Source organism: Rubrobacter tropicus (assembly GCF_011492945.1).
Classification (GTDB): Bacteria; Actinomycetota; Rubrobacteria; order Rubrobacterales; family Rubrobacteraceae; genus Rubrobacter_D; species Rubrobacter_D tropicus.
Window position 1 is genome coordinate 3,361,364 of record NZ_CP045119.1, and the last position, 22,917, is coordinate 3,384,280.

Here is a 22,917-nt window from a genome sequence, read left to right on the forward strand (position 1 = left end):
CTAGGCTCCGCCGGATTTGTCGAGAACTGACTCCCCCACCCGCGGCCCCCCGGCCCGGCGTAGGAGCGCCTGGTGGACCGCCCGCGGCTCCAGCCGCCGGTCCACTATGTAGTACATGGCGCCGTTGCGTTGCAGGGCCTCGCGCACAGGGCGCAGGAGGCGCCGCTCGCGGGTCGAGGCGAAGACGAGGACCTTACCCATCTCGAAGGCCTGGTTCCAGGTGCCGGCCTCCTCCTGCGGTGCCTGCATCTCCATCAAGATCGGGTCCACCCCGACCCTGCTCATCGAGCCGGCGACGAGGATGGCGGCGAGCGAGACGAAGACCATGAGGGTCGGTATGCCTATGGCGGGCGTCGTTATGGCGAAGAAGGTCCCGATGACCACGAAAGACACGGCGAAGCCGAGCGGAACCTCGAGCCCCCGCTTGTCCCCCGGCACGACTATGTAGCGCGTGCCCTCCGGGAAGGGCTCCGGCTCGGACGAGTCCTGACGCTTGAGCACGACGGTCAGGTCGTCCCGATCCACGCCGAGGTCCCTGATCTCCGTGACCGCCTGATTCAATTCCGTGCCGTCGTCTATGACCCCGACGACGGTGTACCAGGGAGCCTGCTCCTGCGCCTCCCGCCTTTCCGTCAAAACGCTACCTCCAGCTACCCCCGAAGAGGGACGTAAGACCGTACCCTTCAAATCGGGCAACAGCATAACATCGTCGCGGCTCCCCATACTAGGGGACCCTGCGTGCCCCGCGGGAATCTCTTTCACACTTCGGCGCCCGGTGTGAAGCGTTACCCATCGTCCCCGGCGCCCTGGGTTAAACTGCTTCTCGTGGATACGCGCGACACCGAACGGCTCTCCGGCCCAGACGGGCGAGGCACGGAGCACTACGAGGACCGCGGCCTCGGCCCCTGGCTGCGGCGCAACCCCTCGCTGCTGCTGCGCCTGTTCATAGTCATGGTCTTCTCCTTCGCGGCCTCGACCGTGGCCTCCAACTTCTCCTACGGCCTCGAAGGGGCGCCCACCGTCCTGAGCGTCGAGGAGTTGAACCGGGGCGAGCTGCCGGCCGGCACGGAACTCGGCGATTACGTCGAAGTGCGCGGCACGGCCGACGTCGGGGACGGGGAGGCGATGACCGGGACCGCGGATTCCGAGATAGCCATCTCTTCCCGCTACAGCACCAGCTACTTCTACTTTGGGCTGCAGGAGACCGGGGACAACCTCCTCATCCAGACCACCGAAGGCCTGCCGCGGGGCCTCGCGAACCCGAAGGAGCGCGTCTGGAGCGGCAAGCTGGAGACCGTGGGCACCGTCATCTTCCACGACACGACCCAGGAGGGCCTAAAACGCGCGGGCCTCACCACCGACAACAGCGTCCCGGTCATAAACACGGGCGAGACGCCCCAGTACCTGCGCAAGATCTTCCCCGCCTACTCGGCGATCATAGCCCTCTGGCTCCTCTCCGTCGCCTGGCTCGTCTGGAAGCGCAACAAGCCGTTTCTGGGGCTCTAGCCTCCGGCTAGAGCCCGCACGCTGCGCCCTTCGGGCTCCGCTTTCAGCCTGTCAGCCGGTCGTCTGTGTGCGGTACGCCTCCCGGTGCTCGAACCGCTGCTCTATGCGTGGCCCGGTCGGGATTTGCGCGGCAAGAAGCTGACAGCTGAAAGCGAGGACCGCGGAGCAGGCCGAAGCGTGCCGAAAGCGGAGGCATAAGCCGGAGCGTGGTGCTGAAAGCCCGCGAAGCGGGCGTGCTACTACGCTAGACACCTTTCCTTGGCCTGTCTATATTGCGCCTACGGACCGGGCGGCAGATGGGAGACAGATTCTTGGGCGCGTTTTTCAGGTTTTCCGAGCGGGGGACGAACTTTCGGACGGAGGTGATCGCGGGTCTCACCACGTTCATGACGATGGCCTACATCATCTTCGTCAACCCGGCGATTCTCGGTACGGAGGGTACGGAGCTTCCCGTCGCCGGGGTCTTTTTCGCGACCTGCGTGGCCGCGGCGGTGGCGTGCATCGCGATGGGGCTCGTGGCGAACTACCCGCTGGCGCTCGCCTCGGGGCTCGGGCTGAACGCGATCGTCGCCTTTACCCTGATCCTGGGCCTCGGCCTCTCCTGGCAGGAGGCGATGGCGGTCGTGGTCGTCGAGGGCGTGCTCGTGACGCTGCTAGTGATAACCAACCTGCGGGAGGCGGTGTTGAACGCGATACCGAACTCGCTGAAGTTCGCGATCGCGGTCGGCATCGGGCTGTTTATAGCGTTTATAGGGCTGAAGAACGGCGGGCTCGTGGTGCAGGACCCGGCGACCTACTTGAAGCTGGGGAACCTGACGCAGGGGCCCGTGCTTCTCGCGGCCTTCGGGCTCATCGTGACGCTCGCGCTCGTGGCGCGGGGGCTCCGGGGTGGGATCCTTATCGGCATCCTCGTCACCGGGGCGGTCGGCATGGTCTTCGGGATCGTGCCCCTGCCCGACGGGATAGTCGACTTCCGCTTCGACACCTCGACCATAGGGGGCGGGGTGCTCGCGGTGCCCCAGGTGCTGCAGATCTCCCTGATACCGGTGATCTTCGCGCTCTTCATGACGGACTTCTTCGACACGATGGGGACCATGATCGCGGTCGGCCAGGAGGGCGACCTGCTCGACGAAGAGGGCAGGGTCCCCGAGGCCAAACGCGTCCTGCTCGTCGACTCGCTGGCGGCCACCCTGGGGGGCGCCACGGGCGCCAGCTCCGTGACCAGCTATATAGAGAGCGGGTCGGGCGTGGCCGAGGGCGGACGGACCGGCCTGACGAGCGTCATCGTTGGTCTGCTCTTCCTGCTTGCATTGCCCTTCGCGCCCCTGATCTCGGTCTTCGGAGGCTCCGTGCCGGTTCCGGGGCCGGAAGAGGGGCAGCAGATCTTCGTCTCCCCCGTCACGGCGCCCGCCCTGATAGTCGTGGGCTTCCTGATGATGACGGCCGTCCGGCTGATACCGTGGGACCGTTACGACGAGGCGATCCCGGCCTTCCTGACCATCCTGACGCTGCCGCTCACCTTCAACATCTCTTACGGGATCGGCTTCGGCTTCATCTCGTACGTTTTGATCAAGCTGGCCCAGGGCAGGCCCCGCGACGTACACCCTCTTCTCTACGTGGCCGCCCTGCTCTTCGCCCTCGCGTTCATCTGGCCCTCGCTGCAATCGCTCCTCTCCTGAGAAGTTCCCCGTAGTACCCCCGAAAGGGTTTATATCGGCCCTTTCGGGGGTACTACGGGGCTGGATGTGACCCTAGACCCGGCATCTGTTGTATATTGCCGACCGAGACGCCGGATCGAGAACGCGGTTCATGAGGGGGAGGTGAAGGCGCATAGGTATCTTGGCGTTGATAGTGGTGGGGCTCATAGCGGGTGTGCTGGCCAAGTGGATCATGCCGGGCCCAGACCCCGGCGGCATCATCGTTACCATCTTGATCGGCATCGCCGGTGCCTTCGTCGGCGGTTTCATCGTACAAAGCTTGTTCGGCGGGCCGAGGCTCACCGAGATAGGCGTAAGCTCGATCCTGATCTCAACCCTGGGCGCGGTAGTGTTGCTCGCCGTTTACCGGCTAATAACGCGCCGGGCCGTGTAGCGAAGACCAGACGGACGAATTCATGAACCATCGAAAGGAGAAAGCATGACAGAGCAGAGCAACACCGGTTCCGGCAGCGGGCCGCTTCAGACGGAGCGCGGGAACACCACCATCGCGGACAGCGTGGTCTCCAAGATCTCGGGCATCGCGGCGCAGGAGGTCGACGGTATTCGGATGGGTAGCGGCGCCTCGCAGACGGCGAGCAACCTGCTCGGCTCGATCACCGGCGGCGGTGGCGGAAGCCAGACCCAGGGCGTCTCCGTGGAGGTCGGCCAGGAAGAGGCGGCCATAGACCTGACGCTTACCGCCGAGTACGGCAAGTCCATCCCCCAGCTGGCCGAAGCGGTGCGGCGCAACGTCTCCAACCGGGTCGAGAGCCTGGTCGGGTTGCGGGTGACCGAGGTCAACGTGACGGTCCAGAACATCTTCTTCCCGCAGCAGGAAGAGGAGCAGGAGCGTCAGCGCCAGATCGAGCAGCAGCAGCGCGAACAGCAGCAGCAGGAACAGCAAAGGGTCCAGTAAGCGACCGGCCCAAGAGGAGCCTGGCAGATCTTGGCGACAGACATACAGCTTGCGAGGGCCGCCTCCGTGGCGGCCCTCGCCACAGAAGGGGTCCACGCGATGGGCCGCGGACGCTTCGTGGAGGCCGCAACCTACGAGGGCGCCGAGAAGGTCTCGGGCGTGGTGGTCGATCCCGAGAAGGTCGAGATCCACGTCGTGGTCCGCTGGCCACTTCCGAAGCCCATACCCGAGATAGCCGGCAGCATCAGGGAGCGCGTAGCTCCGGAGGCCGCCGGGCGAAGGACCATCATCATGGTCGACGACCTGGAGGTGGGCGCAGATGAGAATCTTTAACCGGATAGTGATGATCCTCCTTCTCGCGGGCCTCTTCGTCCTCGGCGTCTACGCCGTGGTCTACGCCTTCGACCTGTTCGGCAAGAGCCTGTCCGCCCTCCTCGACCCGATCAAGGCCGCCGGCAGCGGCGCCCAAAACTTCATGAGCGGTGTCGAATCCGGGGGTCTCTCCCCGCTGGCCATAGTGGTGCTGGTCCTGATCGCGCTGCTCGGCCTGATCCTGCTCATCTTCGAGCTGAAGCCCCCCGCCCCGAGGCGCGTCCGGATGGACAAGGGCACGTTCCTCACCCGCAGCGTGGTGCAGGAAGAGGTCTCGAAGGCCGCCGAGCAGTCCCCCGACGTGCTCGGCCACTCGGTGAAGGCCAGGGCGAAGCGGCGTCCCGGCGCCCAGGTGGACCTCGAAGCGAGGGTGCGCCGCGGCGAGGACACGGGCGCCATACAGAGAAACCTGCGCCGCCTGATCCAAGAGCGCCTCGGTGAGCGGGGCATCCCGGTGAGCAAGTTGAACGTGAAGACGGTCGAGGCCGACCCGCGACAGACAAAGACGAGGGTACAATGAACGCTTTCAACCGCTTCATCCTGCTGATAGTGGCCCTGTTGCTGATCGCGGTCCCGGTCGTGTTGCTCCTCGCGGCGTTCGGGGTGATACCGGCCGACGTCCTCGCCAGGTACACCGGCTACGACGCGGCGCTGCAGGCGCTCTCCGGCCTATCGGCTTCGGTCTTCACGGCGGCCGTGCGGGCGATCGTCGCGATAGCGGGGGCGCTTCTGGCGCTCGTGGCGCTGCTCCTCTTGCTTCGCGAGCTCACCTTCGGGGCCCGGGTCGCCAGAAGCTCCGTCATGGACGACACCCCCGGCAAGGAGACCGTCATCACGGCGGGGGCCGTAAAGACCCTGGCGGACGGCGCGGCGCGGGAGGCCGGCGCGCGGGACCCCTCCACCTCCCTCTCCTCCGACGACGGCGCCTACAACGTCCACTCCAAGATAAAGGTTCCCGAATCGGGCAACTTCACCGAGGTGGCGACGCGCACCAGGGAGAACGTCCGCAGGGTGCTGGACGGGCAGGGCGTCAACGTAAAAGACGTGGAAGTCACCGTACAAGGAACCGCTTCTTAGTGAAAGGAAGGTAGGAGATGGCCACCTGGACCAATAAACAGTGGGGCGCCGTGATCGGGGCGCTCGTCCTGTTCTCGATGTTCCTGATCGGGTTCGAAGAGACCCTGGTAGTAGTGCTTTTCGGCGTCATAGGCTACTTTGTCGGCAAATACCTCGACGGGGAGATAGACCCCGAGGATCTCCGCGCCAGGGCGCAGGGCCGCCGCAGCGGTATGTAAATTCACTTCGCGTAGCCGCTGCTTCTCTGTAGACTGCCTACAGACGTTCCCTGGGATAGGAGAATAAACAGATGCAGACCCTCTGGCTGACGCTAGGCACCCTGAGCTTTATCGCGGCGACGGTATTCTTCATCTTCCTGATGACCCGGGCGCCGGCGGGGAGCCGGCATTTCTTCATCATCACGGCGGTCATTACGGGGGTCGCGGCCTTCTTCTACCTGACGATGACCACGGGCGCGACCGCGTCGAACGTCGAGGGCCGCATCTTCTACTGGGGCCGTTACATCGACTGGGTGATCACGACGCCCCTGCTGCTGCTCGACCTGGCGCTCCTGGCGCTGCCCAACTGGCGCCGCAACATCCAGCTGATAGCCGGCCTGATCGCGCTCGACGTCTTCATGATCCTGACCGGCCTCCTGGCGGGCCAGAGCACCTCCGATTTCGGCGCGGGCTTCTGGTTCATAGTCAGCACGGCGGCGATGATCGTCCTCCTTTACCTCGTCTACACGCAACTGTTCGCAGCGGCCCAGAACCGGCCGGGCAGCGTGCAGGGCATCTTCCGTACCCTGGCGCTACTGACCATCGTTCTGTGGTCCCTCTACCCCATCGTGTGGCTGCTCGGGACCGAGGGCTTCGCCGTGGCGAGCTCGACCGTCGAGGTCTTTATGTTCCTGATCCTGGACATCCTCGCCAAGATCGGCTTCGGCTTCTTGCTCCTGACCAACCGCGAGGCGCTCGGCCAGGCGGGCGGAGGTGGCGTCGCGGCGCAGCCGAGCAGGGTCCGCTAGGGCAGAGACGGCACCACGCCGGCGGGGTCTTTCGGGACCCCGCTTTTTTGTGTCCGCCGCGGCGAACCCTCTGGACACCCCGGGAGATCTGCGCTAGGTTTGCGGGGTGGTGCGGAGAGGGAACGCCAAGGGGATGCGCCTCGCGGAGAAGGCGGGGAGGCTCCGCCGTCGCGCTGAGTGGTTGACCGCGGCGCTGGTCCTGCTCTCGGTGCCGGCCCTCTTTCTCTCGCTCTACCTGATGAACCCTGTCGCCATCCGGCACGTCGTCCGGCCGGCCACGGGTGAGATCTCGGCCCCACGAACTCCCCAAACCGCCGAGAGACCCCGGAGCGAAACCGTCGAGGCGGCAAGCGAGAGAACGCCCGTCGCGGGGTGCGACGATCCGAGGGTTCTGGTGGACCGGACGCACGGGCTGCCCGCGAGTTACGAGCCAACCGACCTGGTCTCTTTGCGGGACCGCGGGGTCCCGACGCTCGGGAGCAACACCATGCTCCGGCGCGAGGCGGCGGACAACCTCGAACGCCTGGTGGCATCCGCCGCGGCCGCCGGCGAGGAACTGGTAGTAACCTCGGCCTACAGGTCTTACGAGGACCAGCGCTTCTCCCACGAGAGGTTGGCCAGCATCTACGGGGCCGAAGCCGACAGGATGAGCGCCACGCCGGGGCACAGCCAGCACCAGCTCGGGACCGCCGTGGACTTCACGAACGCCGCCGTAGGCTACGAGGTGCAGCAGAGTTTCGGGAGCACCACCGCCTCCGGCTGGCTAACGCTCCACGCCCACGAACACGGCTTCGTGCTCGCGTATCCCCCCGGCGAGGAGGCCCAGACGGGATACGAATGGGAACCCTGGCACTACCGCTACGTCGGCACGGACAACGCGCGGCGCGTCAGGGAGAGCGGGCTCACCCTGCAAGCGTTCCTGCTGCGGGAAGGCGTCCCTCCGCACTGCTAGGCGGTCGCGGGGGCTTTAAGCCCCCGCGACCGCGCTTTCAGCTATCAGCCCGCTGCGGCCTTCGGCCTCCGCTCTCAGCGGTCAGCTCTTGCTGAAAGCTGACCGCTGAAAGCTGACAGCTAAAGGCTCCAAGCCTGGACCGGGCGGGCGGCGGCGGGTATGCTGCGGGCATGGATAATGACGCGGCATATAAGCGGCTCGAAGCCTGGAGAGAGGACGCGGGCTCCGTCGCCGTCCTCACGGACATAGACGGCGTCCTCGCGCCCATCGTACCGACCCCCAACATGTCCGAGGTGTCGGAGGAGCTGCGTGGGATCTTGCGTGAGCTGGGCGAAAAGTATCTGCTGGTGGCTGGCATCAGCGGCCGGAAGACGGAGGACGCCCGAGACCTGATCGGGCTGGACGAGGTCGTGTACTTCGGCAACCACGGGTTCGAGATCCTGCGCGACGGCGAGGTAGAGGTGGTGCCCGAGGCCCTCCCTTTCTACGAGAGGGTCCAGGAGCTCGAAAGCCGCGCGAAGGAGGAGCTCGAACCCCAGGGCGCCTTTATAGAGGAGAAAGGGATAACGGCGAGCATCCACTACCGCAACGCCCCGCCCGAGGTCGGCGAGCGTTCCGTCGAGTTCGTGAAGGCCGAAGGAGATCGGCTCGGGCTCAGGATCACGGTAGGCCGCGGCGTCGTCGAGGCCCGCCCCCCCATCCGGGCCGACAAGGGCACCGCCGTCCGAACCCTCGTCGAAGAGTACAGGCCCAGAAAAGCGATGTTCATAGGAGACGACACGACGGACCTCGACGCCTTCCGGGAGCTCGAGAAGCTGCGGGAAGAGGGTCTGCTGGACGAGATCCTACGCATAGGCGTGGAGAGCGACGAAGGCCCGCCGGAGATCGTCACCGAGGCGGACCTCGTAATAGACGGCGCGGAGAATGTCCCGGATGTGTTCCGGAGGCTCTTGTAGAGGCGTCCGGCAGCGCATCTCTACGCCCGGGATTCCACCTGCGCCGTAGTCTCGTTCCCGAACCTCCCCAACGACCAGGCCAGAGGAAACGCCAGAAACACGCCTTCCACCGCACCCAGTATCCCGCCGGCCACAGCCGGGAAGGCAATGGTGAACAACACTTCCATCAACCCTGCCGGCATCGGCTGCTGATCGTCGAGCAAAATGATCGAGTTGTACAGAAAAACGCCCAATAGCGCCCCGCCAACACATACCGCCAACACCATAAGCCCATAGCGGGCGAAGAAGTCCCCCCGAAGCCCGCAATGCGCGAATAGAAGAAGCGAGCCTGACACCAGGAGCCCTGCAAGAACAGCCGAGAACGTGTGGGCGACGAACAGCAGATTAAGGTCGAACCACCAGACGAAGGGACCGCCCCACGGACTGGAGCCAGACGCGTTGTACGGTAGCGCGTTGGCCAGCCCGACTGTTATCGCCACGGCCAGCCAGGAAAGCTCTCACCGCACCTTATCCGCCCTTCTCCCGGAACGCCTCGATGTCCTTCACCTGCGCCTCCACCCAATCCTCGATGGTGTTGGACAGCACCGTCTCCCGCAGCGCCCCGGCCCGGCGGTGGCGCTCGTCTTCCGGCATGGTCAGTGCCTCGTGGATGGCGTCGGCCTGTTCGTCGAGGTCGTAGGGGTTGACGGTGAGGGCGCTGTCGCCGAGCTCCTCGTGGGCGCCGGCGTACTCGGAGAGGATCAGGACCCCGTCCTTCTCGTTTACGACGGCCGCCTCCTTGGCGACGAGGTTCATGCCGTCGCGCACGGCGTTGACGAGCAGGGCGTCGTAGTTCTTGTAGGCCGCGACGGATCGGGGAAAGTTGTCCTGCATGAACAGCTCGATGGGCCGCCAGGAACCGGTGCCGTGTCTCTCGTTTACCTCCTCGACGGTCCTGCCGACTGCCTCCATGTACGCCGCGTACTCGGGGATGTCCCCCCGGGAAGGCTGGAGTTGGGCCAGGAAAGTGACGTCCTCCTTCATCTCCGGGTGGCGCTCCAGCATCCGGCCGTAGGCCTCGAAACCGCGGACCACGTTCTTGGAGAGGTCGGTCCGGTCCACGCGCAGCAGGAGCTTACCCGGCAGGCCCTTGACGAATTCCTCCTGCTCCAGCACGGCCTCGCTCCCGGCGAGCTCCTCGAACTCGGCCGGGTCTATGGAGATGGGGTAGGCCCGCACCCACACCTCGCGCCCCGCGTACCGCACCGTCCCGTTATCGAGATCCACCTCGGCTCCGAGGACCCTGGCCGCGGTCTCCATGAAGTTGCGGGCGTAGGCTCGGGTGTGGAAGGCCACGACGTCGGCGGAGAGGAGGCTCTCGAGGATCCCCTCCCTCATGTAGTTCGGCAGGATGCCCCACCCGTCCGGCTCGGGCCAGGGGATGTGGACGAAGAGGGAGACGAAGGCGTCTTCGGCCCGGTCGCCCAGTTCCCCGCGCAAGAAGAGCGGCGTCATGTAGAGCTGGTAGTCGTGGAGCAGGATCGTGGCCGAGGGAGCGTCCCCGACAGTGTCGGCGGCGGCACGCGCGAAGTTGCGGTTGACGGCCAGGTAGCCGTTCTCCCACGCCTCCCGCGTATCGTCGCCGAGGCGGGGAGAATACGGCAGGTTGTAGAGGCCGTGCTGGACGAACCAGAGGAGCGGGTTGGCGAGCGTGTTGTACATCAGGTCGTAGGCCGCCCCGTCGTGCTCGACGAGCCTGACGCGCAAATCCTCGACCTCGTACGGCGCGGGCTCTCTGGCGACCTCGGCGTCTTCCTCGCTCTGGGCGGAGGCGATCCAGACCGCCCCCTCGCTGCGCCGCAGCACCGCGTTGAGCGCCGTCACGAGGCCTCCAGCCCCCCGCGAATGCTGCCGCTCTCCGTCCTCGTCGCGGGAGAAAGTAACGGGACCCCGATTCGAAACGACGACCGTAGGCCCCCGATCACCCTGCGTCACTCTGCTCCTCCCTTCTGGCGATTCGCTACGCGAATCGCGCTGTTGGCTTTCAGCCATCAGCTTTTAGCTTTTTGACTAGAAGCCGTCGTCGCTGACTCCCGCATAGCGCGTGTCAGGGATCCTCCGACGAGCACGGAGTATTCCTACGCGAAACCATCATACAATCACGAGAAGGAAAAGCTGACGGCTGAAAGCTGATGGCTGAAAGCTGATGGCTGAAAGCTGATGGCTGACAGCGCGGTCCGCCCACGGCGGACCGCTACGCGCCGATGAGTTTGGCGTACAGGGCCAGGTTGTCGCGGAGCTGGCGCGGCATCAGGAAGTTCTCCCTTACGTGCTCCTTGCCCCGCCGGCCTATGCTGCGGGCGAACTCGTCGTCCTTGAGGAGCTTGATGCACGCCTCGGCGGCCTCGGGGATGGTGTCGACCAGGATGCCGCCGCCGGCGGCGACCTGCATCGGGATACCGCCGACCCTGCTCGCCACCATGGGCCTCGCCTTCCAGAGCGCCTCGGCGACCACGAGGCCGAAGCCCTCGCGGATGGACTTCTGGATCACGACGTCCGCTATTGACTGGAAGGCGTTCACCTCTATCGCGCCGACGTTGGTGAGGTTGGAGAACAGGAAGATGTCCTTGTCACCGTCGGCGTAGTTGACGGTCCTGTTCCAGTAGTCCCATCCCTCCGGGTCGTCGTGGGCCATCGAGCCTATGAGGACGAGCTGTATCTCGGGCACCTCTTCCTTGACGGCCCTGTAGACGTCTATGACCCCGAGAGGGTCCTTCCACGGGTCGAACCGGGAGACCTGCGTGAGGAAAGGCCGCTCCGGATCGACCCCGAACTGGCTCACTATGTAGCGGGAGTCGTCGGCCGAGAGGGCCATATTCTTGGGGCTGAGCGGGTCGATGGCGGGCGGGATGAGGGTGAGGCCCGGGAGGCTCACGTCGGGCGGGGTGTACTCGGCCATCGTGTAGATCTGGGCGTCGTAGTCGGTTATGTGCGGCAGCAGGTAGTCGAGGACCTGCCGGTTCGGGGTCGAAGTGTCTATGTGGCAGCGCCAGATCCACTTGGTCTCGGGCGCGTAGCCGTCGGCGAAGTGCTTGAGCAGGGCCGGCTGCGGGTCGTGGACGAGCACGACGTCCCACTCCTCGCCGCTCTCCACGAGCGCCGCCGCCGACTGGCGGTTGTACTCCTCGTAGATGGCCTTCCCCTCGACGGTGAAGTCGTAGTCGGCGCCCTGCAGCGCGTTGTGGAAGCCCTTGGTGACGTTGAAGAACGCCTCGGCCCCGAACATGATGTCCCACTCGGTCTCGATGCCCACGTCGCGCATCAGCGGGACGAGGGTGTACAGGATCTCCGCCACCCCGCCGCCGAAACTCGTGGCGCTGACGTGCAGCACGCGCGCTCCATCCAGCCGCTTACCGAGCTCCACGACCTCGTCGTAGAGCTCCCTGCGGATGATGCTGCGGTAATCTGCGAGCGATTTGTTGCCGGGGTTTACGCGTTGCAGCACGGCTAGTCCTCTGTTCCCTGGTAGCGTCTCTGTGTATACGGGTCTTGCAGTCTGGCGGATAACTGTATACGAAAGAACGCCGAGAATTCAACCGGTCAGGGCCGTGGGACCGGCAAAGGGCTCCCGCGCACCTTTACGGGGCTACCGGCTATCGGGCTCGCTGGCGCGGCGGACCATCCTCATCCTGGTGCCGTCGCCCTTGGAATCGAGGACCAACTCGTCCACGAGGTTGCGGATCACGGTGAGGCCGAATCCGCCCTGGTCGTCCGGTTCGCCCGTAAGCTCGGCGACGTTGAACCCGCCGCCGGCGTCGGTCACCGTGACCTCCACGGCCCGCGAGAGCACGCGGTACTCCACCTCGTAACTCTCCACGGCGGCGTGCCGGATCACGTTCGTCACCGCCTCCGTCACGGCGAGCTTCAGGTCGTAGATATCCTCAGGTTCGAACCCCGCCAGCCTGCCAACCTGCCCGGCCACGAGCCGGGCGAGCATCACGTACTCCGCGCTGCTCGGCAGCACCAGCGAGACCGGGTCCATACCCCCGAGTTCTTCTTTTCTGGTTTCGGCGATCTCGCGCTCCATCGGACCTCACGGTCTTCCAGACCCCCCGCACACGCGCACGGAACGGTTCGCCGGAAGCGTCTCTCTGCAACTCCGATACGAGTCTTACCCAGATGTATACGACGCTAACCTGTAACGTACCGGTGGTCCCGTTCCTGGTTCTTTAAGGGAGCCGTTCTTCCGGCACGGACTCCCCCGGGCCATCGTCGGACGAACCGCCCGGGGCGGCCTCGCCCACGGCCTCCTCGTAGAACCGCTCGGCTTCCCGCTCATCCTCCGCGCGCCTCTTGCGCCGGGCCTGGAGGGCCTCGTGGTCCTCCGAGCCGTTCGAGGACTGCATGAACGGCCTGATCAGATCGACGGGAACGGGCAGGACGATGGTGGAGTTCTGCTCGCTGGCGATCTCGCCCATCGTCTGGAAGAGCCTCAGCTGGAGGGCGGCCGGGGTGTCTAGCCGGTCGGCGGCCTGCGCCAGGCGGGCGGAGGCCTGGTACTCGCCCTCGGCGGCGATGATCTTGGCGCGGCGCTCCCGCTCGCTCTCGGCCTGCCTCGCCATCGCCCGCTGCATCTGCTGCGGGATCTCGACGTCCTTGACCTCGACGACGCTGACCTTGACGCCCCAGGGGTCCGTCTGCTCGTCGATGATGGTCTGCAACTCGTTGTTTATCTCGTCCCGGTTGGTCAGGAGGTCGTCCAGGTCCTTCTGCCCCAGCACGCTGCGCAAAGTGGTCTGGCTGATCTGGCTGGTGGCGAGCACGTGGTTCTCGACCTCGACGACGCTCTTGTTGGGGTCGGTCACCCGGAAGTAGACGACGGCGTTGACGCGGGCCGGGACGTTATCGCGGGTGATGACGTCCTGGGGCGGCACGTCCATCGTGACGATCCTCAAGTCTATCTTGACCATGTTGTCTATGAACGGCAGCAAGATAAAGAGCCCCGGCCCCTTCGGCCCGCCCTGCACGCGCCCGAGGCGGAAGATCACGCCCCGCTCGTACTCCTTGACCACCTTGATCGCGCTGATAAGCACCGAGGCAACGAAGATGACCACGATGGCCACCGCTATGAACCCGATGCCCACCGGCACAGCCTGCAATAGCGCGAAACCCATCAGAAACCGCTCCTCTCCGAAGCCCACGAATCGAGAGTCATGTTACCACCGGAATAGCTGTCGGCTGTCAGCATTCAGCTATCAGCCAAGAACCTCCAGGCCATCGTCCCCGCGACGCCGCTTCTCCTTCCAGCCGCCCGACCTCCTCGCACACGAAGAGGGGCCCCGGTTTCCCGGGACCCCTCCGCGATGCGAATGTTTTTAGCTGAAAGCTACCCTACAGCAGCCTGCGGGCGCCCGCGTAGCCGGGTATGGAGCTTATGGGCGTGCCCTGCGTGACGTTGCCCGTGTAGGTGGAGGCGTGGATGGCGGTGCCGTCGCCCATCGCGATGCCGACGTGGGTGATGTACCCGCTGCCGTCCTCGCTCCAGAAGAGGAGGTCGCCCGCCATGGGCGCCCCGGAGACCGGGGTACCGTAGCCCATCTGCCCGCCGGGGGAGTCGGGGAGCGCGATACCGAACGCGCTGTAGACGGTCATCGTGAAGCACGAGCAGTCCATCATCTCGTAAGGGACGCAGCTCTCCGTCCCGCCGAGCACGTACGGCGTGCCCAGGTACTGCTGGCCCTCGGCTATAACCGAGGTCCCGGAACCGCTGGCGCCACCGCCACCGACGGGCGCCGCGGAAGCGCTCGCGGAAGCGTCCTCCTGCGGGGGCCTGCCACCCGTGGTCTCCTCCTGCGCGGCGGCGCTCGCCGATGCGCTGGCCTCGGCCTGCTCGGCGGCTTCCTGGGCTGCCTGCTCCTCCTCGGCGGCCGCGGCGGAAGCGGAAGCCTCGGCGGCGGCTTCGGCGGCTGCCTGCCTCTCCGCCTGGCGTTCCGCACGACGCTGGGCGGCGAGCCTGGCGGCCTCGCGCTCGTCGGCGGCCTGCTGGGCCGCCGCGCGTTCGGCGGCCGCGCGCTGGGCGGCGAGCTCGGCCTCGCGCTCGGCGGCCTCCCTGGCGGCCTGCCTCTCCGCTGCGCGCTGGGCGGCGAGCTCCGCTTCACGCTCCGCGGCGGCCTTGGCGTCCTGGCGGGCCTCCCTGGCGGCGGCCTTCTCGGCCGCTGCCTGCTCGGCGGCGGCCTGCTCGGCGGCTTCCTGGGCTGCCTGCCTCTCCGCGGCCCGCTTCTCGGCGAGGCGCTCGGCGCGCCTGGCGGCGGCCTCGGCTGCGGCTGCCCGGTCGGCGGCGGCCTGTTCGTCCTGAAGGTCCGGCTGCTCTACGGGGACCTGCTTGATCTGCGTGACCTGAACCTCGGGGATGGGGGCCGGGGCCGGTTCCGGCTCGTCGGGCTTCGGTGCCGGGGCGGGGGTCTCCTGGGCCTTGAACGCCTCGGCGGCCGCGAGCGCGGCCTCGGCCTGACGGTCCTGCTTGTCCTGGATGGCCTCCCGCAGGTCGGCGTTCAGGGAACCGAGGTATTCCTCGGCCTCCTTCTCCGCCTCTTCGGCCCGCTCTTTCTGGGCGATGGCCTTGTCCACCGCGTCCACCCGCTGCGTGCGCTGCTTTTCGAGGTCGTTCTTGCGCGCGGCCAACTCGTCCTTGGCCTTCTCGACGGCCTCCACCTTGGCCCGCTCCTCGCCGAGGAGCCTGACCCAGAGATCGAGGCGGGTCGCGAACTCCGAGAAGTCGTCCACGCCGACGAGTACGTCCATGAACGCCACGTTGCCGCTCTTGTACACCTGCGAGGCGCGCTCCTCGAGCTCGGCCTGGGCCTCGGCGAGCCGCTTCCTGGCGGCGTCGAGGTCCTCCGTGGCCTGGGCGATCTGGCCGTTGAGCTGGTTCATCTCGTACAGGGCGTTGTTGTAGGCCGCCTGCGCCGCGCTCGTCTCCATCCGGATGTCCATCAGGCGGTCCTGCGCGGCGGCCACCTCGGCCTCCTTGGCCCTGACGCCGCCCTCCTGCGCCACCCCGGCCGAAATGCCCGTCACGAAGACGAGCGCAACGACAAATCCTATAGACATGATCAAGCTCGCCCGTCGCGGCATAGGCCCAGGCTCCTTCCAGTAGCTTCTATTCGCACTGCAAGGGGACCTATTGCGAGGATCCCCCCTCCTAAGCGAGGCACTCTAGGGATGGCCAAACGTCCCCGCAATACGACGGTCGTTACTATCTACCCCGCCCTTTTTCCGAAAGCGGCTTAAATAAAGGAGAAAGGCTGTTGTGCCCACGCAACCAAATTTTAACGAATCTTAATATTTGTAACGCTGGCGAAAGTTTGGTTACGGGGCGAGGCTTTTGAGCGCGAGAAAGCGGCGCCAGAAGCGGCGTTTGCTCTCGTCGTGGTCGAGGGCCGGGGTGAGGGGTGGGAGGAGGAGGCCTGTGGCGCCCCTCGTCCAGGCGAAGGGGACCCCTTCTTCGGCTTCGGAGAAGGGGTTTCGGGCGAGCGGGTGGTCGGTGTCGTCGATGTCGCGGGCCGCGCCGGGGCCTATGGCCGCGAGGAGTTGGGGGTCGGCGGCGAGCAGCTCTTCTTTCAGGAGGCCCGTGGATGCATAAGTGACGTAGGCGTCGGGGAGGCTTACGGCGGTGAGGCTCGCCGCGAGGGCTTCGAGGACGCGGGGGCCGACCGGCTGTTCCAGGACGAGGACCACGCCGCCCGTGGGGTCGCCGAGGGGGGCCGGGTGACCGGCCTTCTTCATGCGTTTCGCGAGGGAGGAGATCTCGTACGCCGTCTTGCGCCGATAGTCTTCGGCGGCGCTCTGCCCCGCGGGGGGTTTACCTCCGGGTGGCACGGCGGACGTGGAAGACGCGTTGGGCGGTGGTGATCAGGGCGCCGGCGGCGACGAGTGCTACGCCGGGCGTCAGGAGGCCGAAGATGGAGAAGACAGAGAGGATCACGACCCTCCCGGCCCGCTCCAGCAGGCCGACCTCGCACGGCACGTTCAGGCCCTCGGCGCGGGCCCTGGCGTAGGAGGTGAGAAGCGAGAAGGTCATGGCGAGGCCGGCGAGCAGGGCTTCGACCGGTCTTGCGGCGCTGGCGTAGAAGAAGATCACGCCGACGAACACGGCAGATTCGGAGAGCCGGTCGAGGGTCGAGTCCAGGAAGGCCCCGAAGGAGCTCATCCGGTTAGACTCTCGGGCGACGGCGCCATCGAGGGCGTCGAAGAGCCCGCCCAGAAGCATGACGGCGCCCGCGACGCGGGTGTGCCCGAGCCCGAAGAGGACGGCCGCGCCCAGCGCGAACGCCCAGCCTATGACGGTAAGCGTGTCCGGCCTCACCCGCATCGTGGAGAGCAGCCTGACCAGGGGCCCCAGGACGAAGAGCAGGGCGCCTCTAGAGGTTTCCCTGAAGGAGAAGGGTTCGCCGGGTTCGCGGTGCGGGAAAGTCAGGTCTGGCCATCCTCTCGTTCCTCTTCCCGGCGGGTGCGGCCGAGGCCCGCGGCTTCGGGGAGCGATTCGGCCTCCGTCCTCGGCGGCTCCTCCGGCTGCAGCGGCGGCCTCGACCAGCGCTCGAAGGCGAGGGTGTTGCGAAGGTAGCGGATCGTGGCCGCGATAATGGCGACTATGGGTACGGCGAAGATCGCGCCGATTATCCCGTAAAGAGCCGTGCCGGCCAGCGTCCCGAACAAGACCCAGAGCGGGTGGACCCCCGTCGAGCCGCCCTGAATCCTCGGAACCAGGATATTTCCCTCGATCTGCTGGGCCACCAGAAAGAGGCCCGCGACGATCAGCGCGTCGGTAAACCCGCCGAAGAAGAGCGCTATCAGGACCCCCGGAATCGCCCCCAGAAAGGCGCCGAGGACGGGAATGATCTCCGTGGCCGCCACCCAGGCCCCGACCAGGAGCGCGTACTCGCGGACGGTGAAGAACATGATAGCCCACCCCAGGACGCCCATGATGGCGCAGAGAAAGAGTTGTCCCCTGAGGTACTGGATCAGGGTCTTCTCGACGGCGTGGAAGAGTTCGAGGCTCTGGTCGCGTATCGTCCCGGGTATCGTGCGGAGCAGGGCGCGCGTGATCTTCTCCCGCTCGAGCAGCAGGTAGATGGAAACCAGGACCATCAGCAGCAGGTTGAAGATCGCCCCGAAGACCCCGAACACCCCGCCTATAACGCCCGTCGCCACGTTGGCGACCTGGCCCGCGGACGGCGCGTTGCTGCGGAGCAGTTGCAGGATGCGGTCCTGGTCCAGGTCCGTCACGTACTGGCCCACGAAGGGCAGGTTCTGGGCCTGTTGCGTCAGGGCGTCCGCCTGGCCCGCGATCTGCTGCGGATTGCTCACTATCTCCCGTATCTGCCCGACCGCCGGCACGATGATGACGAGCAGCGTCGCGGACACTACGAGGAAGAGGACCAGGAACAACCCGACGACGGCCACGACCCTTGGCACCCGGCGCCTTTCGAGGAACCGGACTATGGGGTTCAGGGCGTAGGCGAGAACGGCAGCCGCAAGGAAAGTGAGGAGAACGCCGCTGATCTGCTGCACCAGGGAGAAAAGGAGCAGCACCAGCACCGCGAGCGCGATGTATTGAAGGTACGTCGAGACTACCAGCTTCTTTGCGGGCACCCCGGCCTCCGTTCGCGTCTAGTGTTCTCCCCTGGCCGCACCAAATATACCCGACCCGGAACCACATCAACGAGGATAGGGGTTACGACGAAGTTGCAAAAGAGTTACGAAAAGGTTTTACAGTTACCTGGCTCCTCTGTATAATCCCCGCCCAGATGAGAGGGGGACACGCTCAACAGGCCCAACATGTTGGGGAACGGCGCCAGGCCGCGCCGCGCCCCGGACGTGTCCGGACACGCCCCGCGCAGAGGCGCCCCGAGCCCGACCGCAACGCCGTCGGGCGGCTCACCGAGTTGCGCGAGTCCAGGAAGGCCGGGCGCGACGCGGGCGTCTACCGCCGTCGCCGCCTCGCCGCTGTCGCGCTCCTGGTCATCGGCGCCCTGGCGCTGGTCTTCGCCGTCCTGGTTCAGACGCAGGCCTCGGGTGCCACGGAACGGGTGGTCCCCATAGACCCGAACAACGCAGGCCCCGACACGGTCCTGGCCGAGGTCGCCGGCGTAGGCATCTCGACGCCCGTGCGACCGGCGAGCCTGACGGGCCTCGGCTACCACCCCGAGGGGGGCAGCCTGGTCGCCCTGGCCCCGCGCGGCGAGAACCTCTCCAGGAACGCCCTGCTCGGCCTCGTATCGAGCGGGGAGACGCCAGAGGACATCAACTACAACGTCATGGACGACGCGGGGAGGGAAGGGCCGAGGACCGGCGCCCTCGACGTCGGCGCGGTCGCCGGTACCACGGCCTACGCCCCGGTGACGGGCTCCGTCACGTCCATCAGGCCCGACCCGACCGTGGAGGGCGCGAACGTCGTCGAGATAAAGCCCGACGCGAACCCGGACGTCCGGGTGAACGTCGCCCTCGTGCAGAGCAACGGCGGCGCGGGCGTCAACGACCACGTGGTCGCGGGCATGACCCGCCTCGGCACCGTGGCCGACTCGGCGAAGGTTCTGGACCCCCAGCTCTCCGCCTACACCACGGACGCGGGCAACCACGTAACCGTCACCGTCTCCAGGGTGGGCTAGCCGAACTCCGCACCGCGCCGGGCGTGTATCATAAAAGCCCATGTTCCTATATCTCTTCCAGAGCAACCCGTCAGCCGCCGTCGCGTTCCTTCTCGGGCTCGTGATCGGCATAACCGTCCACGAGGCCGCCCACGCCACTTCCGCGTACCTGCTCGGGGACGACACCGCCTACCGAGACGGCAGGGTGACGCTCAACCCCGCCTCCCACCTCGACGTGCTCGGCAGCCTGATGCTGCTCATGGCCGGCTTCGGGTGGGGCAAGCCAACACCCGTGATGCCGTCCAAGTTGCGGGGCGGGGTGTTCGGCCCCGTCGCGGTCGCGCTCGCGGGCCCCGTCTCGAACCTCCTGATCGTGGCCGTGTGCGGCGTCCTGTTCCTCCTGCCAGCCTTCCAGGGCGGCTACCTGGCTATCATCGTGCTGATGGTCGCATCCACCAACGCCCTACTCTTCGTCTTCAACCTCATCCCCATCCCCCCGCTCGACGGCTCGAAGATCCTCTTCCCGTTCCTCCCCCGCGCCCTGAACGGTTTCGTCGACTTCATGAACCAGTACGGACCGATGATCCTGTTCGGCCTGATCATAGTGGCAATCGTTATTCCAAGGTTCTCCATCTTCAACGTCCTGCTCTCCCCCATCCGCCCGCTCCTCCAACTGTTCGGCATGCCGTCGATTTTCTGAATGTAAGGCATCGGGTTTCAGGCCACAAAAGAGGGGCGACGCGGTCCGTAGGGAGGGGGGAGAATCTACGGACTTTGCATCGCCCCAATCAGTATTCTACATCCGAAAATGCAAAAGCGTGAGTTCAACCTCAGGTTTAATCTAAAATGGCTTCATACGCCCATCTTTCCGTCTCCCTGACCATGAGAGCGGCTTTCATACACTTTGAGCCGCCTGTTTGACGGAAAGATGATCGGCAAGGCAAAGTTACCCGGAGAGATAAGGCATTGAGGTTCTGTAGGCCATTAGGGGTGGAGGGTCGGGGCTTTCTCCCGGCTTCGTGACCCACCCCTAAAAACCTCGATACCTCAAAACCTTACGAACATCGAGGGCCAATCCTCATGCAAATCGCCGTAGGCCCGGGTTTTCAGGCAATTGCTGAAGCCCGATACCTGAAACCTGAAGCCCATATTAGTTCGGGCTCTGGGGGGTCTCCGTCAGGGGAAGGACGACGGAGAAGGTGCTGCCCGTTTCGGGCCGGCTCTCGACCCTTATCGTGCCGCCGAGGTGGTCCGTGATCTCGCGGGCGAGGGCAAGGCCGAGGCCCGTGCCGTCGGCGCGGGAGGAGCCTTCGGCCCGGTAGAAGCGGTCGAAGATGTGCGGGATCTCCGTCTCGGGGATGCCGCACCCGCGGTCCGTAACGCCGACGACGGCGTGCCCGTTCTCCCTGGAGAGCTCCAGGCGTACGGGAGACCCGTCTTCGGAGTACTTGATGGCGTTGTCGACCAGGATGGTGAGCGTCCTGTGAAGCTGGTTCGGGTCGGCCTCGACGGGAGGAACGTCCTCCTCGACCTTGATGTCGATGGGGCGCCCCGTGAACCCGAACTCGCGGCGCAGGTCGTGGAGCAATTCTTCGAGGTGCACCTCCTCGGATCGGAAGGTGACGGCGTTGGCGTCCAGGCGGGAGAGGTCGAGCAGGGTCTGGGCCAGGCCTTTGAGGCGCTCGGTCTGGCCGCGCATCTCGTTCAAAAACTTGGTCCGGTACTCCTCGTCCTCCTCGTCTTCGAGCATCTCCAGGTAGCCGGAGAGGGCGGCGATCGGGGTCTTGAGCTCGTGCGAGGCGTTGGCTATAAAGTCGGCCTTGGCCCGCTGGACCCGGCGCTCGTCGGTGACGTCCCGCAGGATGGCGAGGGCGCCGTCCTCCAGGGGGGCGGCCCGGATCTCTATGACGCGGTCCCCGGCCTCGGCCTCCGGCTCGGTAACGGGCCCGGAGTAGCGGGTCTTGGCGAGGACCTCCTGCAGTCGGACGTGGAACTCGTGCGGGGTCGATTCGAGAAGCTCCTTGGCCCGGGGGTTGGTGAAGACGGGCTCGAGATCCCTGTCCACGCCGACGACCGCGTCGGTCATGCCGTTCAGGATGGCGTTACCGCGTTCCTTCTCCTGCTCGATCTGGCCGAAAGCGTCCTTCATGGAGGCCGCCATCGCGTTGAACGACGAGGCCAGGGAGCCGAGTTCGTCCCCGACGTGGGTGTTTATGCGCTCGTCGAAGTTGCCGTAAGCCAGACTCTCGGCCGCGACGTTCAGGCGGTCCACCCGGCGCGAGATCAGGACCGCCGCGAAGTACCCCGCGAAACCCGCGATAAGGAGCGCGAGGCCGCCGGCGAGAAGGGCCAGTCCCTCTATGTTGTTGAGCGTGGCCTCGGCGTTCTCTATATCGCTGCCGGTGTAGTACCGATTGAAGACGATGGCGGTGTTCGGTATCTCGCGGCCCTCGTCGTCCCTCACGTCCTGGATCGGGACGGCGTAGGTGGCCTGCAACTGCCCCTCGTGCCGGCCGGCAGGCGCCGGCAATGTGTTCCACTTCGACTCTCCGGTCTTGACAGCGATCTTTGCGACCCCCGGGATCCAGTCCAGTTCGCTGTCGCCCTTGAGCCGCACGCCCTCCTGCGCCTGCACTATCCCCCACTGGAGGTTCCTGGTCTCCGCAAAGTCCTCCATATCCTGTAGGGTCGGCGAGGGATCGCGCCGTAGCTGCGTATTCCATTGCTCGGCAACCTGGCGGAAGGCGGCGTCGCTTGCCCGGCCGAGTGACTCTTCCAGGATGGGACGCACGATGCCGTAGGCGGCCACGGCGGAGACGGCCGTGACGAGCACGAAGAGTACGGTGAGCCAGACCCGGATGCTCAGGCGCGGCCTGAGTCCCTCTATCGTCTTCAGGGAGGGCAGCTTCGGGCTCTGGGGCCGGGGCTTTCGGTCGGGCTTCTTCCTAGCGGAAAACATATCCGACACCACGCGCGGTGTGGATAAACTCGGGGTTGCGGGGGTCGCGTTCGATCTTCTCGCGCAGGTGCCTGATGTGGACGTCCACGGTCCGCTCGTCGCGAAACTCGTCGCCCCAGACCCGCCGCAAAAGCGCGCTGCGCGAGAAGACCCGGCCGGGGCTGGAGGCGAGGGTCACCAACAATTCGAACTCCGTGTAGGTAAGGTCCACCTCCGTCCCGTCCACGGAGACCCGCCGGCTCGGCAGGTTGATGCGGAGTCTGTCGTAGGTGAGCTCGTCGGGACGCTGGCCCGCGGGGACGGCCGCGCGGCGCATGATCGCACGCACCCGCGCAACCAGCTCCCTGACGGCGAACGGTTTTGTTACGTAGTCGTCGGCGCCGAGTTCCAGGCCCACCACCCGGTCTATCTCGTCGTCCTTGGCCGTCAGCATGATGACCGGCACCTCGCTCTGCGCCCGGATGCGGCGGATGACCTCGGTGCCGTCGAGCTTGGGGAGCATGATGTCGAGCACTATGAGGTGCGGTTCGTAGCTCTTGAAAGCTTCCAGGGCGGCCTCGCCGTCGCCGGCTACCTGGATCTGGAACCCCTCCCGCTCCAGCGCGTGCGTGAGCATCTTCTGGAGCGACGGCTCGTCGTCTACCAGAAGTATCTTGCGCGTAACGCCCTGTAAGTCCTGAACCATCGCCCGTTACAACTTTCTCGACGCTGACCGGGTGCCGCCGTGCGGCTGCCCGGATTTTAGCATGATAAGCGTGTTTTGAGGCATCAGGTTTCAGGCATCAGGCTTCAGTGACGGCCGACACCCGGCGTCGCAGAACAGGCTCTCCTGTTGACACACACGCTTCCCA

At 66.0% G+C, this 22,917-nt stretch carries 25 protein-coding genes; 13 read left to right on the top strand and 12 right to left on the bottom strand.

The features are described 5' to 3' along the window. Nucleotides 1–636 (bottom strand): hypothetical protein, encoded by a 636-nt coding sequence (locus GBA63_RS16955; protein ID WP_166177970.1) that lies wholly within the window; start codon nt 634–636, stop codon nt 1–3. Between the two features lie 189 nt (nt 637–825). Between GBA63_RS16955 and GBA63_RS16960 the strand changes: the two genes are divergently transcribed. The 11 genes from GBA63_RS16960 to otsB all read left to right on the top strand — a co-directional run bounded on the left by GBA63_RS16960 (nt 826) and on the right by otsB (nt 8,482). Next, the gene (locus tag GBA63_RS16960; protein ID WP_166177972.1) at nt 826–1,506 is read left to right on the top strand and encodes a hypothetical protein; all 681 of its coding nucleotides are present in this window, start codon (nt 826–828) and stop codon (nt 1,504–1,506) included. Nucleotides 1,507–1,817: 311 nt separating this feature from the next. Beyond that, nucleotides 1,818–3,185, top strand: a complete 1,368-nt coding sequence (locus GBA63_RS16965; RefSeq protein ID WP_207956868.1) for an NCS2 family permease — start codon at nt 1,818–1,820, stop codon at nt 3,183–3,185. 151 nt (nt 3,186–3,336) lie between these two features. Continuing rightward, entirely contained in the window at nt 3,337–3,597 is a 261-nt protein-coding gene (locus tag GBA63_RS16970) for a GlsB/YeaQ/YmgE family stress response membrane protein (RefSeq protein ID WP_166180313.1), read from the top strand. Nucleotides 3,598–3,642: 45 nt separating this feature from the next. Continuing rightward, entirely contained in the window at nt 3,643–4,119 is a 477-nt protein-coding gene (locus GBA63_RS16975) for an Asp23/Gls24 family envelope stress response protein (protein WP_166177976.1), read from the top strand. A gap of 30 nt (nt 4,120–4,149) precedes the next feature. After that, a complete protein-coding gene (locus GBA63_RS16980; RefSeq protein WP_228282149.1) occupies nt 4,150–4,452 on the top strand; it encodes a hypothetical protein in 303 nt (100 codons plus the stop codon). Beyond that, the gene (locus tag GBA63_RS16985; RefSeq protein ID WP_166177978.1) at nt 4,439–5,011 is read left to right on the top strand and encodes a hypothetical protein; all 573 of its coding nucleotides are present in this window, start codon (nt 4,439–4,441) and stop codon (nt 5,009–5,011) included. Before GBA63_RS16980 ends, GBA63_RS16985 begins: the two co-directional genes overlap by 14 nt. Beyond that, nucleotides 5,008–5,568 carry a hypothetical protein gene (locus GBA63_RS16990; protein WP_166177980.1) on the top strand — a complete coding sequence of 187 codons (561 nt, stop codon included), beginning with the start codon at nt 5,008–5,010 and terminating at the stop codon, nt 5,566–5,568. Before GBA63_RS16985 ends, GBA63_RS16990 begins: the two co-directional genes overlap by 4 nt. A 17-nt stretch (nt 5,569–5,585) precedes the next feature. Beyond that, on the top strand, nt 5,586–5,786 hold the full coding sequence (locus GBA63_RS16995) for a DUF2273 domain-containing protein (RefSeq protein ID WP_166177982.1): 201 nt from the start codon (nt 5,586–5,588) through the stop codon (nt 5,784–5,786). A 71-nt stretch (nt 5,787–5,857) separates the two neighbouring features. Further along, nucleotides 5,858–6,574, top strand: a complete 717-nt coding sequence (locus tag GBA63_RS17000; RefSeq protein WP_166177984.1) for a bacteriorhodopsin — start codon at nt 5,858–5,860, stop codon at nt 6,572–6,574. 106 nt (nt 6,575–6,680) lie between these two features. Beyond that, a complete protein-coding gene (locus tag GBA63_RS17005; protein ID WP_166177986.1) occupies nt 6,681–7,526 on the top strand; it encodes a M15 family metallopeptidase in 846 nt (281 codons plus the stop codon). A 170-nt stretch (nt 7,527–7,696) separates the two neighbouring features. Further along, nucleotides 7,697–8,482: a trehalose-phosphatase gene (gene otsB, locus GBA63_RS17010; RefSeq protein ID WP_166177988.1), complete on the top strand. Its 786-nt coding sequence runs from the start codon at nt 7,697–7,699 to the stop codon at nt 8,480–8,482. Nucleotides 8,483–8,502: 20 nt separating this feature from the next. Here the strand turns inward: otsB and GBA63_RS17015 are convergent, their stop codons facing one another. The 9 genes from GBA63_RS17015 to GBA63_RS17055 all read right to left on the bottom strand — a co-directional run bounded on the left by GBA63_RS17015 (nt 8,503) and on the right by GBA63_RS17055 (nt 18,112). Further along, the gene (locus GBA63_RS17015) at nt 8,503–8,961 is read right to left on the bottom strand and encodes a hypothetical protein (protein WP_166177990.1); all 459 of its coding nucleotides are present in this window, start codon (nt 8,959–8,961) and stop codon (nt 8,503–8,505) included. 28 nt (nt 8,962–8,989) lie between these two features. Then, nucleotides 8,990–10,513, bottom strand: a complete 1,524-nt coding sequence (locus GBA63_RS17020) for an alpha,alpha-trehalose-phosphate synthase (UDP-forming) (RefSeq protein ID WP_166177992.1) — start codon at nt 10,511–10,513, stop codon at nt 8,990–8,992. Between the two features lie 202 nt (nt 10,514–10,715). Next, nucleotides 10,716–11,966: a glycosyltransferase gene (locus GBA63_RS17025; RefSeq protein WP_166177994.1), complete on the bottom strand. Its 1,251-nt coding sequence runs from the start codon at nt 11,964–11,966 to the stop codon at nt 10,716–10,718. Between the two features lie 141 nt (nt 11,967–12,107). Further along, nucleotides 12,108–12,548, bottom strand: a complete 441-nt coding sequence (locus GBA63_RS17030) for an ATP-binding protein (RefSeq protein WP_166177996.1) — start codon at nt 12,546–12,548, stop codon at nt 12,108–12,110. Between the two features lie 142 nt (nt 12,549–12,690). Continuing rightward, the gene (locus GBA63_RS17035; RefSeq protein WP_207956870.1) at nt 12,691–13,635 is read right to left on the bottom strand and encodes a slipin family protein; all 945 of its coding nucleotides are present in this window, start codon (nt 13,633–13,635) and stop codon (nt 12,691–12,693) included. Between the two features lie 217 nt (nt 13,636–13,852). After that, nucleotides 13,853–15,571 (bottom strand): C40 family peptidase, encoded by a 1,719-nt coding sequence (locus GBA63_RS17040; RefSeq protein ID WP_166177998.1) that lies wholly within the window; start codon nt 15,569–15,571, stop codon nt 13,853–13,855. Between the two features lie 258 nt (nt 15,572–15,829). After that, entirely contained in the window at nt 15,830–16,246 is a 417-nt protein-coding gene (locus GBA63_RS17045; RefSeq protein WP_166178000.1) for a hypothetical protein, read from the bottom strand. Nucleotides 16,247–16,322: 76 nt separating this feature from the next. Then, on the bottom strand, nt 16,323–16,832 hold the full coding sequence (locus GBA63_RS17050; protein WP_166178002.1) for a CDP-alcohol phosphatidyltransferase family protein: 510 nt from the start codon (nt 16,830–16,832) through the stop codon (nt 16,323–16,325). Nucleotides 16,833–16,933: 101 nt separating this feature from the next. Beyond that, on the bottom strand, nt 16,934–18,112 hold the full coding sequence (locus tag GBA63_RS17055; RefSeq protein WP_166178004.1) for an AI-2E family transporter: 1,179 nt from the start codon (nt 18,110–18,112) through the stop codon (nt 16,934–16,936). Between the two features lie 293 nt (nt 18,113–18,405). On the opposite strand from GBA63_RS17055, the gene GBA63_RS17060 reads away from it, so the two are divergent. Beyond that, nucleotides 18,406–19,128, top strand: a complete 723-nt coding sequence (locus tag GBA63_RS17060) for a hypothetical protein (RefSeq protein ID WP_166178006.1) — start codon at nt 18,406–18,408, stop codon at nt 19,126–19,128. 40 nt (nt 19,129–19,168) lie between these two features. Beyond that, nucleotides 19,169–19,807: a site-2 protease family protein gene (locus GBA63_RS17065; protein ID WP_166178008.1), complete on the top strand. Its 639-nt coding sequence runs from the start codon at nt 19,169–19,171 to the stop codon at nt 19,805–19,807. A 450-nt stretch (nt 19,808–20,257) separates the two neighbouring features. On the opposite strand, the gene GBA63_RS17070 is transcribed toward GBA63_RS17065, so the two are convergent. Both GBA63_RS17070 and GBA63_RS17075 read right to left on the bottom strand, forming a co-directional pair. After that, entirely contained in the window at nt 20,258–22,066 is a 1,809-nt protein-coding gene (locus GBA63_RS17070; RefSeq protein ID WP_166178010.1) for an ATP-binding protein, read from the bottom strand. Beyond that, nucleotides 22,053–22,751, bottom strand: a complete 699-nt coding sequence (locus GBA63_RS17075; protein ID WP_166178012.1) for a response regulator transcription factor — start codon at nt 22,749–22,751, stop codon at nt 22,053–22,055. The genes GBA63_RS17070 and GBA63_RS17075 overlap by 14 nt, the downstream gene beginning before the upstream one ends. Nucleotides 22,752–22,917 lie beyond the last annotated feature (166 nt).

Excerpts from the sequence above, each read along its gene's own strand:
- GBA63_RS16975 (WP_166177976.1), top strand. The coding sequence starts at position 3,643 with ATGACAGAGCAGAGCAACACCGGTTCCGGCAGCGGGCCGCTTCAGACG.
- GBA63_RS17075 (WP_166178012.1), bottom strand. The coding sequence starts at position 22,751 with ATGGTTCAGGACTTACAGGGCGTTACGCGCAAGATACTTCTGGTAGAC.
- GBA63_RS17050 (WP_166178002.1), bottom strand. The coding sequence starts at position 16,832 with ATGCGGGTGAGGCCGGACACGCTTACCGTCATAGGCTGGGCGTTCGCG.
- GBA63_RS17065 (WP_166178008.1), top strand. The coding sequence starts at position 19,169 with ATGTTCCTATATCTCTTCCAGAGCAACCCGTCAGCCGCCGTCGCGTTC.
- GBA63_RS16985 (WP_166177978.1), top strand. The coding sequence starts at position 4,439 with ATGAGAATCTTTAACCGGATAGTGATGATCCTCCTTCTCGCGGGCCTC.
- GBA63_RS16995 (WP_166177982.1), top strand. The coding sequence starts at position 5,586 with ATGGCCACCTGGACCAATAAACAGTGGGGCGCCGTGATCGGGGCGCTC.
- GBA63_RS17020 (WP_166177992.1), bottom strand. The coding sequence starts at position 10,513 with ATGGCTGAAAGCCAACAGCGCGATTCGCGTAGCGAATCGCCAGAAGGG.
- GBA63_RS17045 (WP_166178000.1), bottom strand. The coding sequence starts at position 16,246 with ATGAAGAAGGCCGGTCACCCGGCCCCCCTCGGCGACCCCACGGGCGGC.
- otsB (WP_166177988.1), top strand. The coding sequence starts at position 7,697 with ATGGATAATGACGCGGCATATAAGCGGCTCGAAGCCTGGAGAGAGGAC.
- GBA63_RS16990 (WP_166177980.1), top strand. The coding sequence starts at position 5,008 with ATGAACGCTTTCAACCGCTTCATCCTGCTGATAGTGGCCCTGTTGCTG.
- GBA63_RS17070 (WP_166178010.1), bottom strand. The coding sequence starts at position 22,066 with ATGTTTTCCGCTAGGAAGAAGCCCGACCGAAAGCCCCGGCCCCAGAGC.
- GBA63_RS17000 (WP_166177984.1), top strand. The coding sequence starts at position 5,858 with ATGCAGACCCTCTGGCTGACGCTAGGCACCCTGAGCTTTATCGCGGCG.
- GBA63_RS17035 (WP_207956870.1), bottom strand. The coding sequence starts at position 13,635 with ATGGGTTTCGCGCTATTGCAGGCTGTGCCGGTGGGCATCGGGTTCATA.
- GBA63_RS17030 (WP_166177996.1), bottom strand. The coding sequence starts at position 12,548 with ATGGAGCGCGAGATCGCCGAAACCAGAAAAGAAGAACTCGGGGGTATG.
- GBA63_RS17040 (WP_166177998.1), bottom strand. The coding sequence starts at position 15,571 with ATGTCTATAGGATTTGTCGTTGCGCTCGTCTTCGTGACGGGCATTTCG.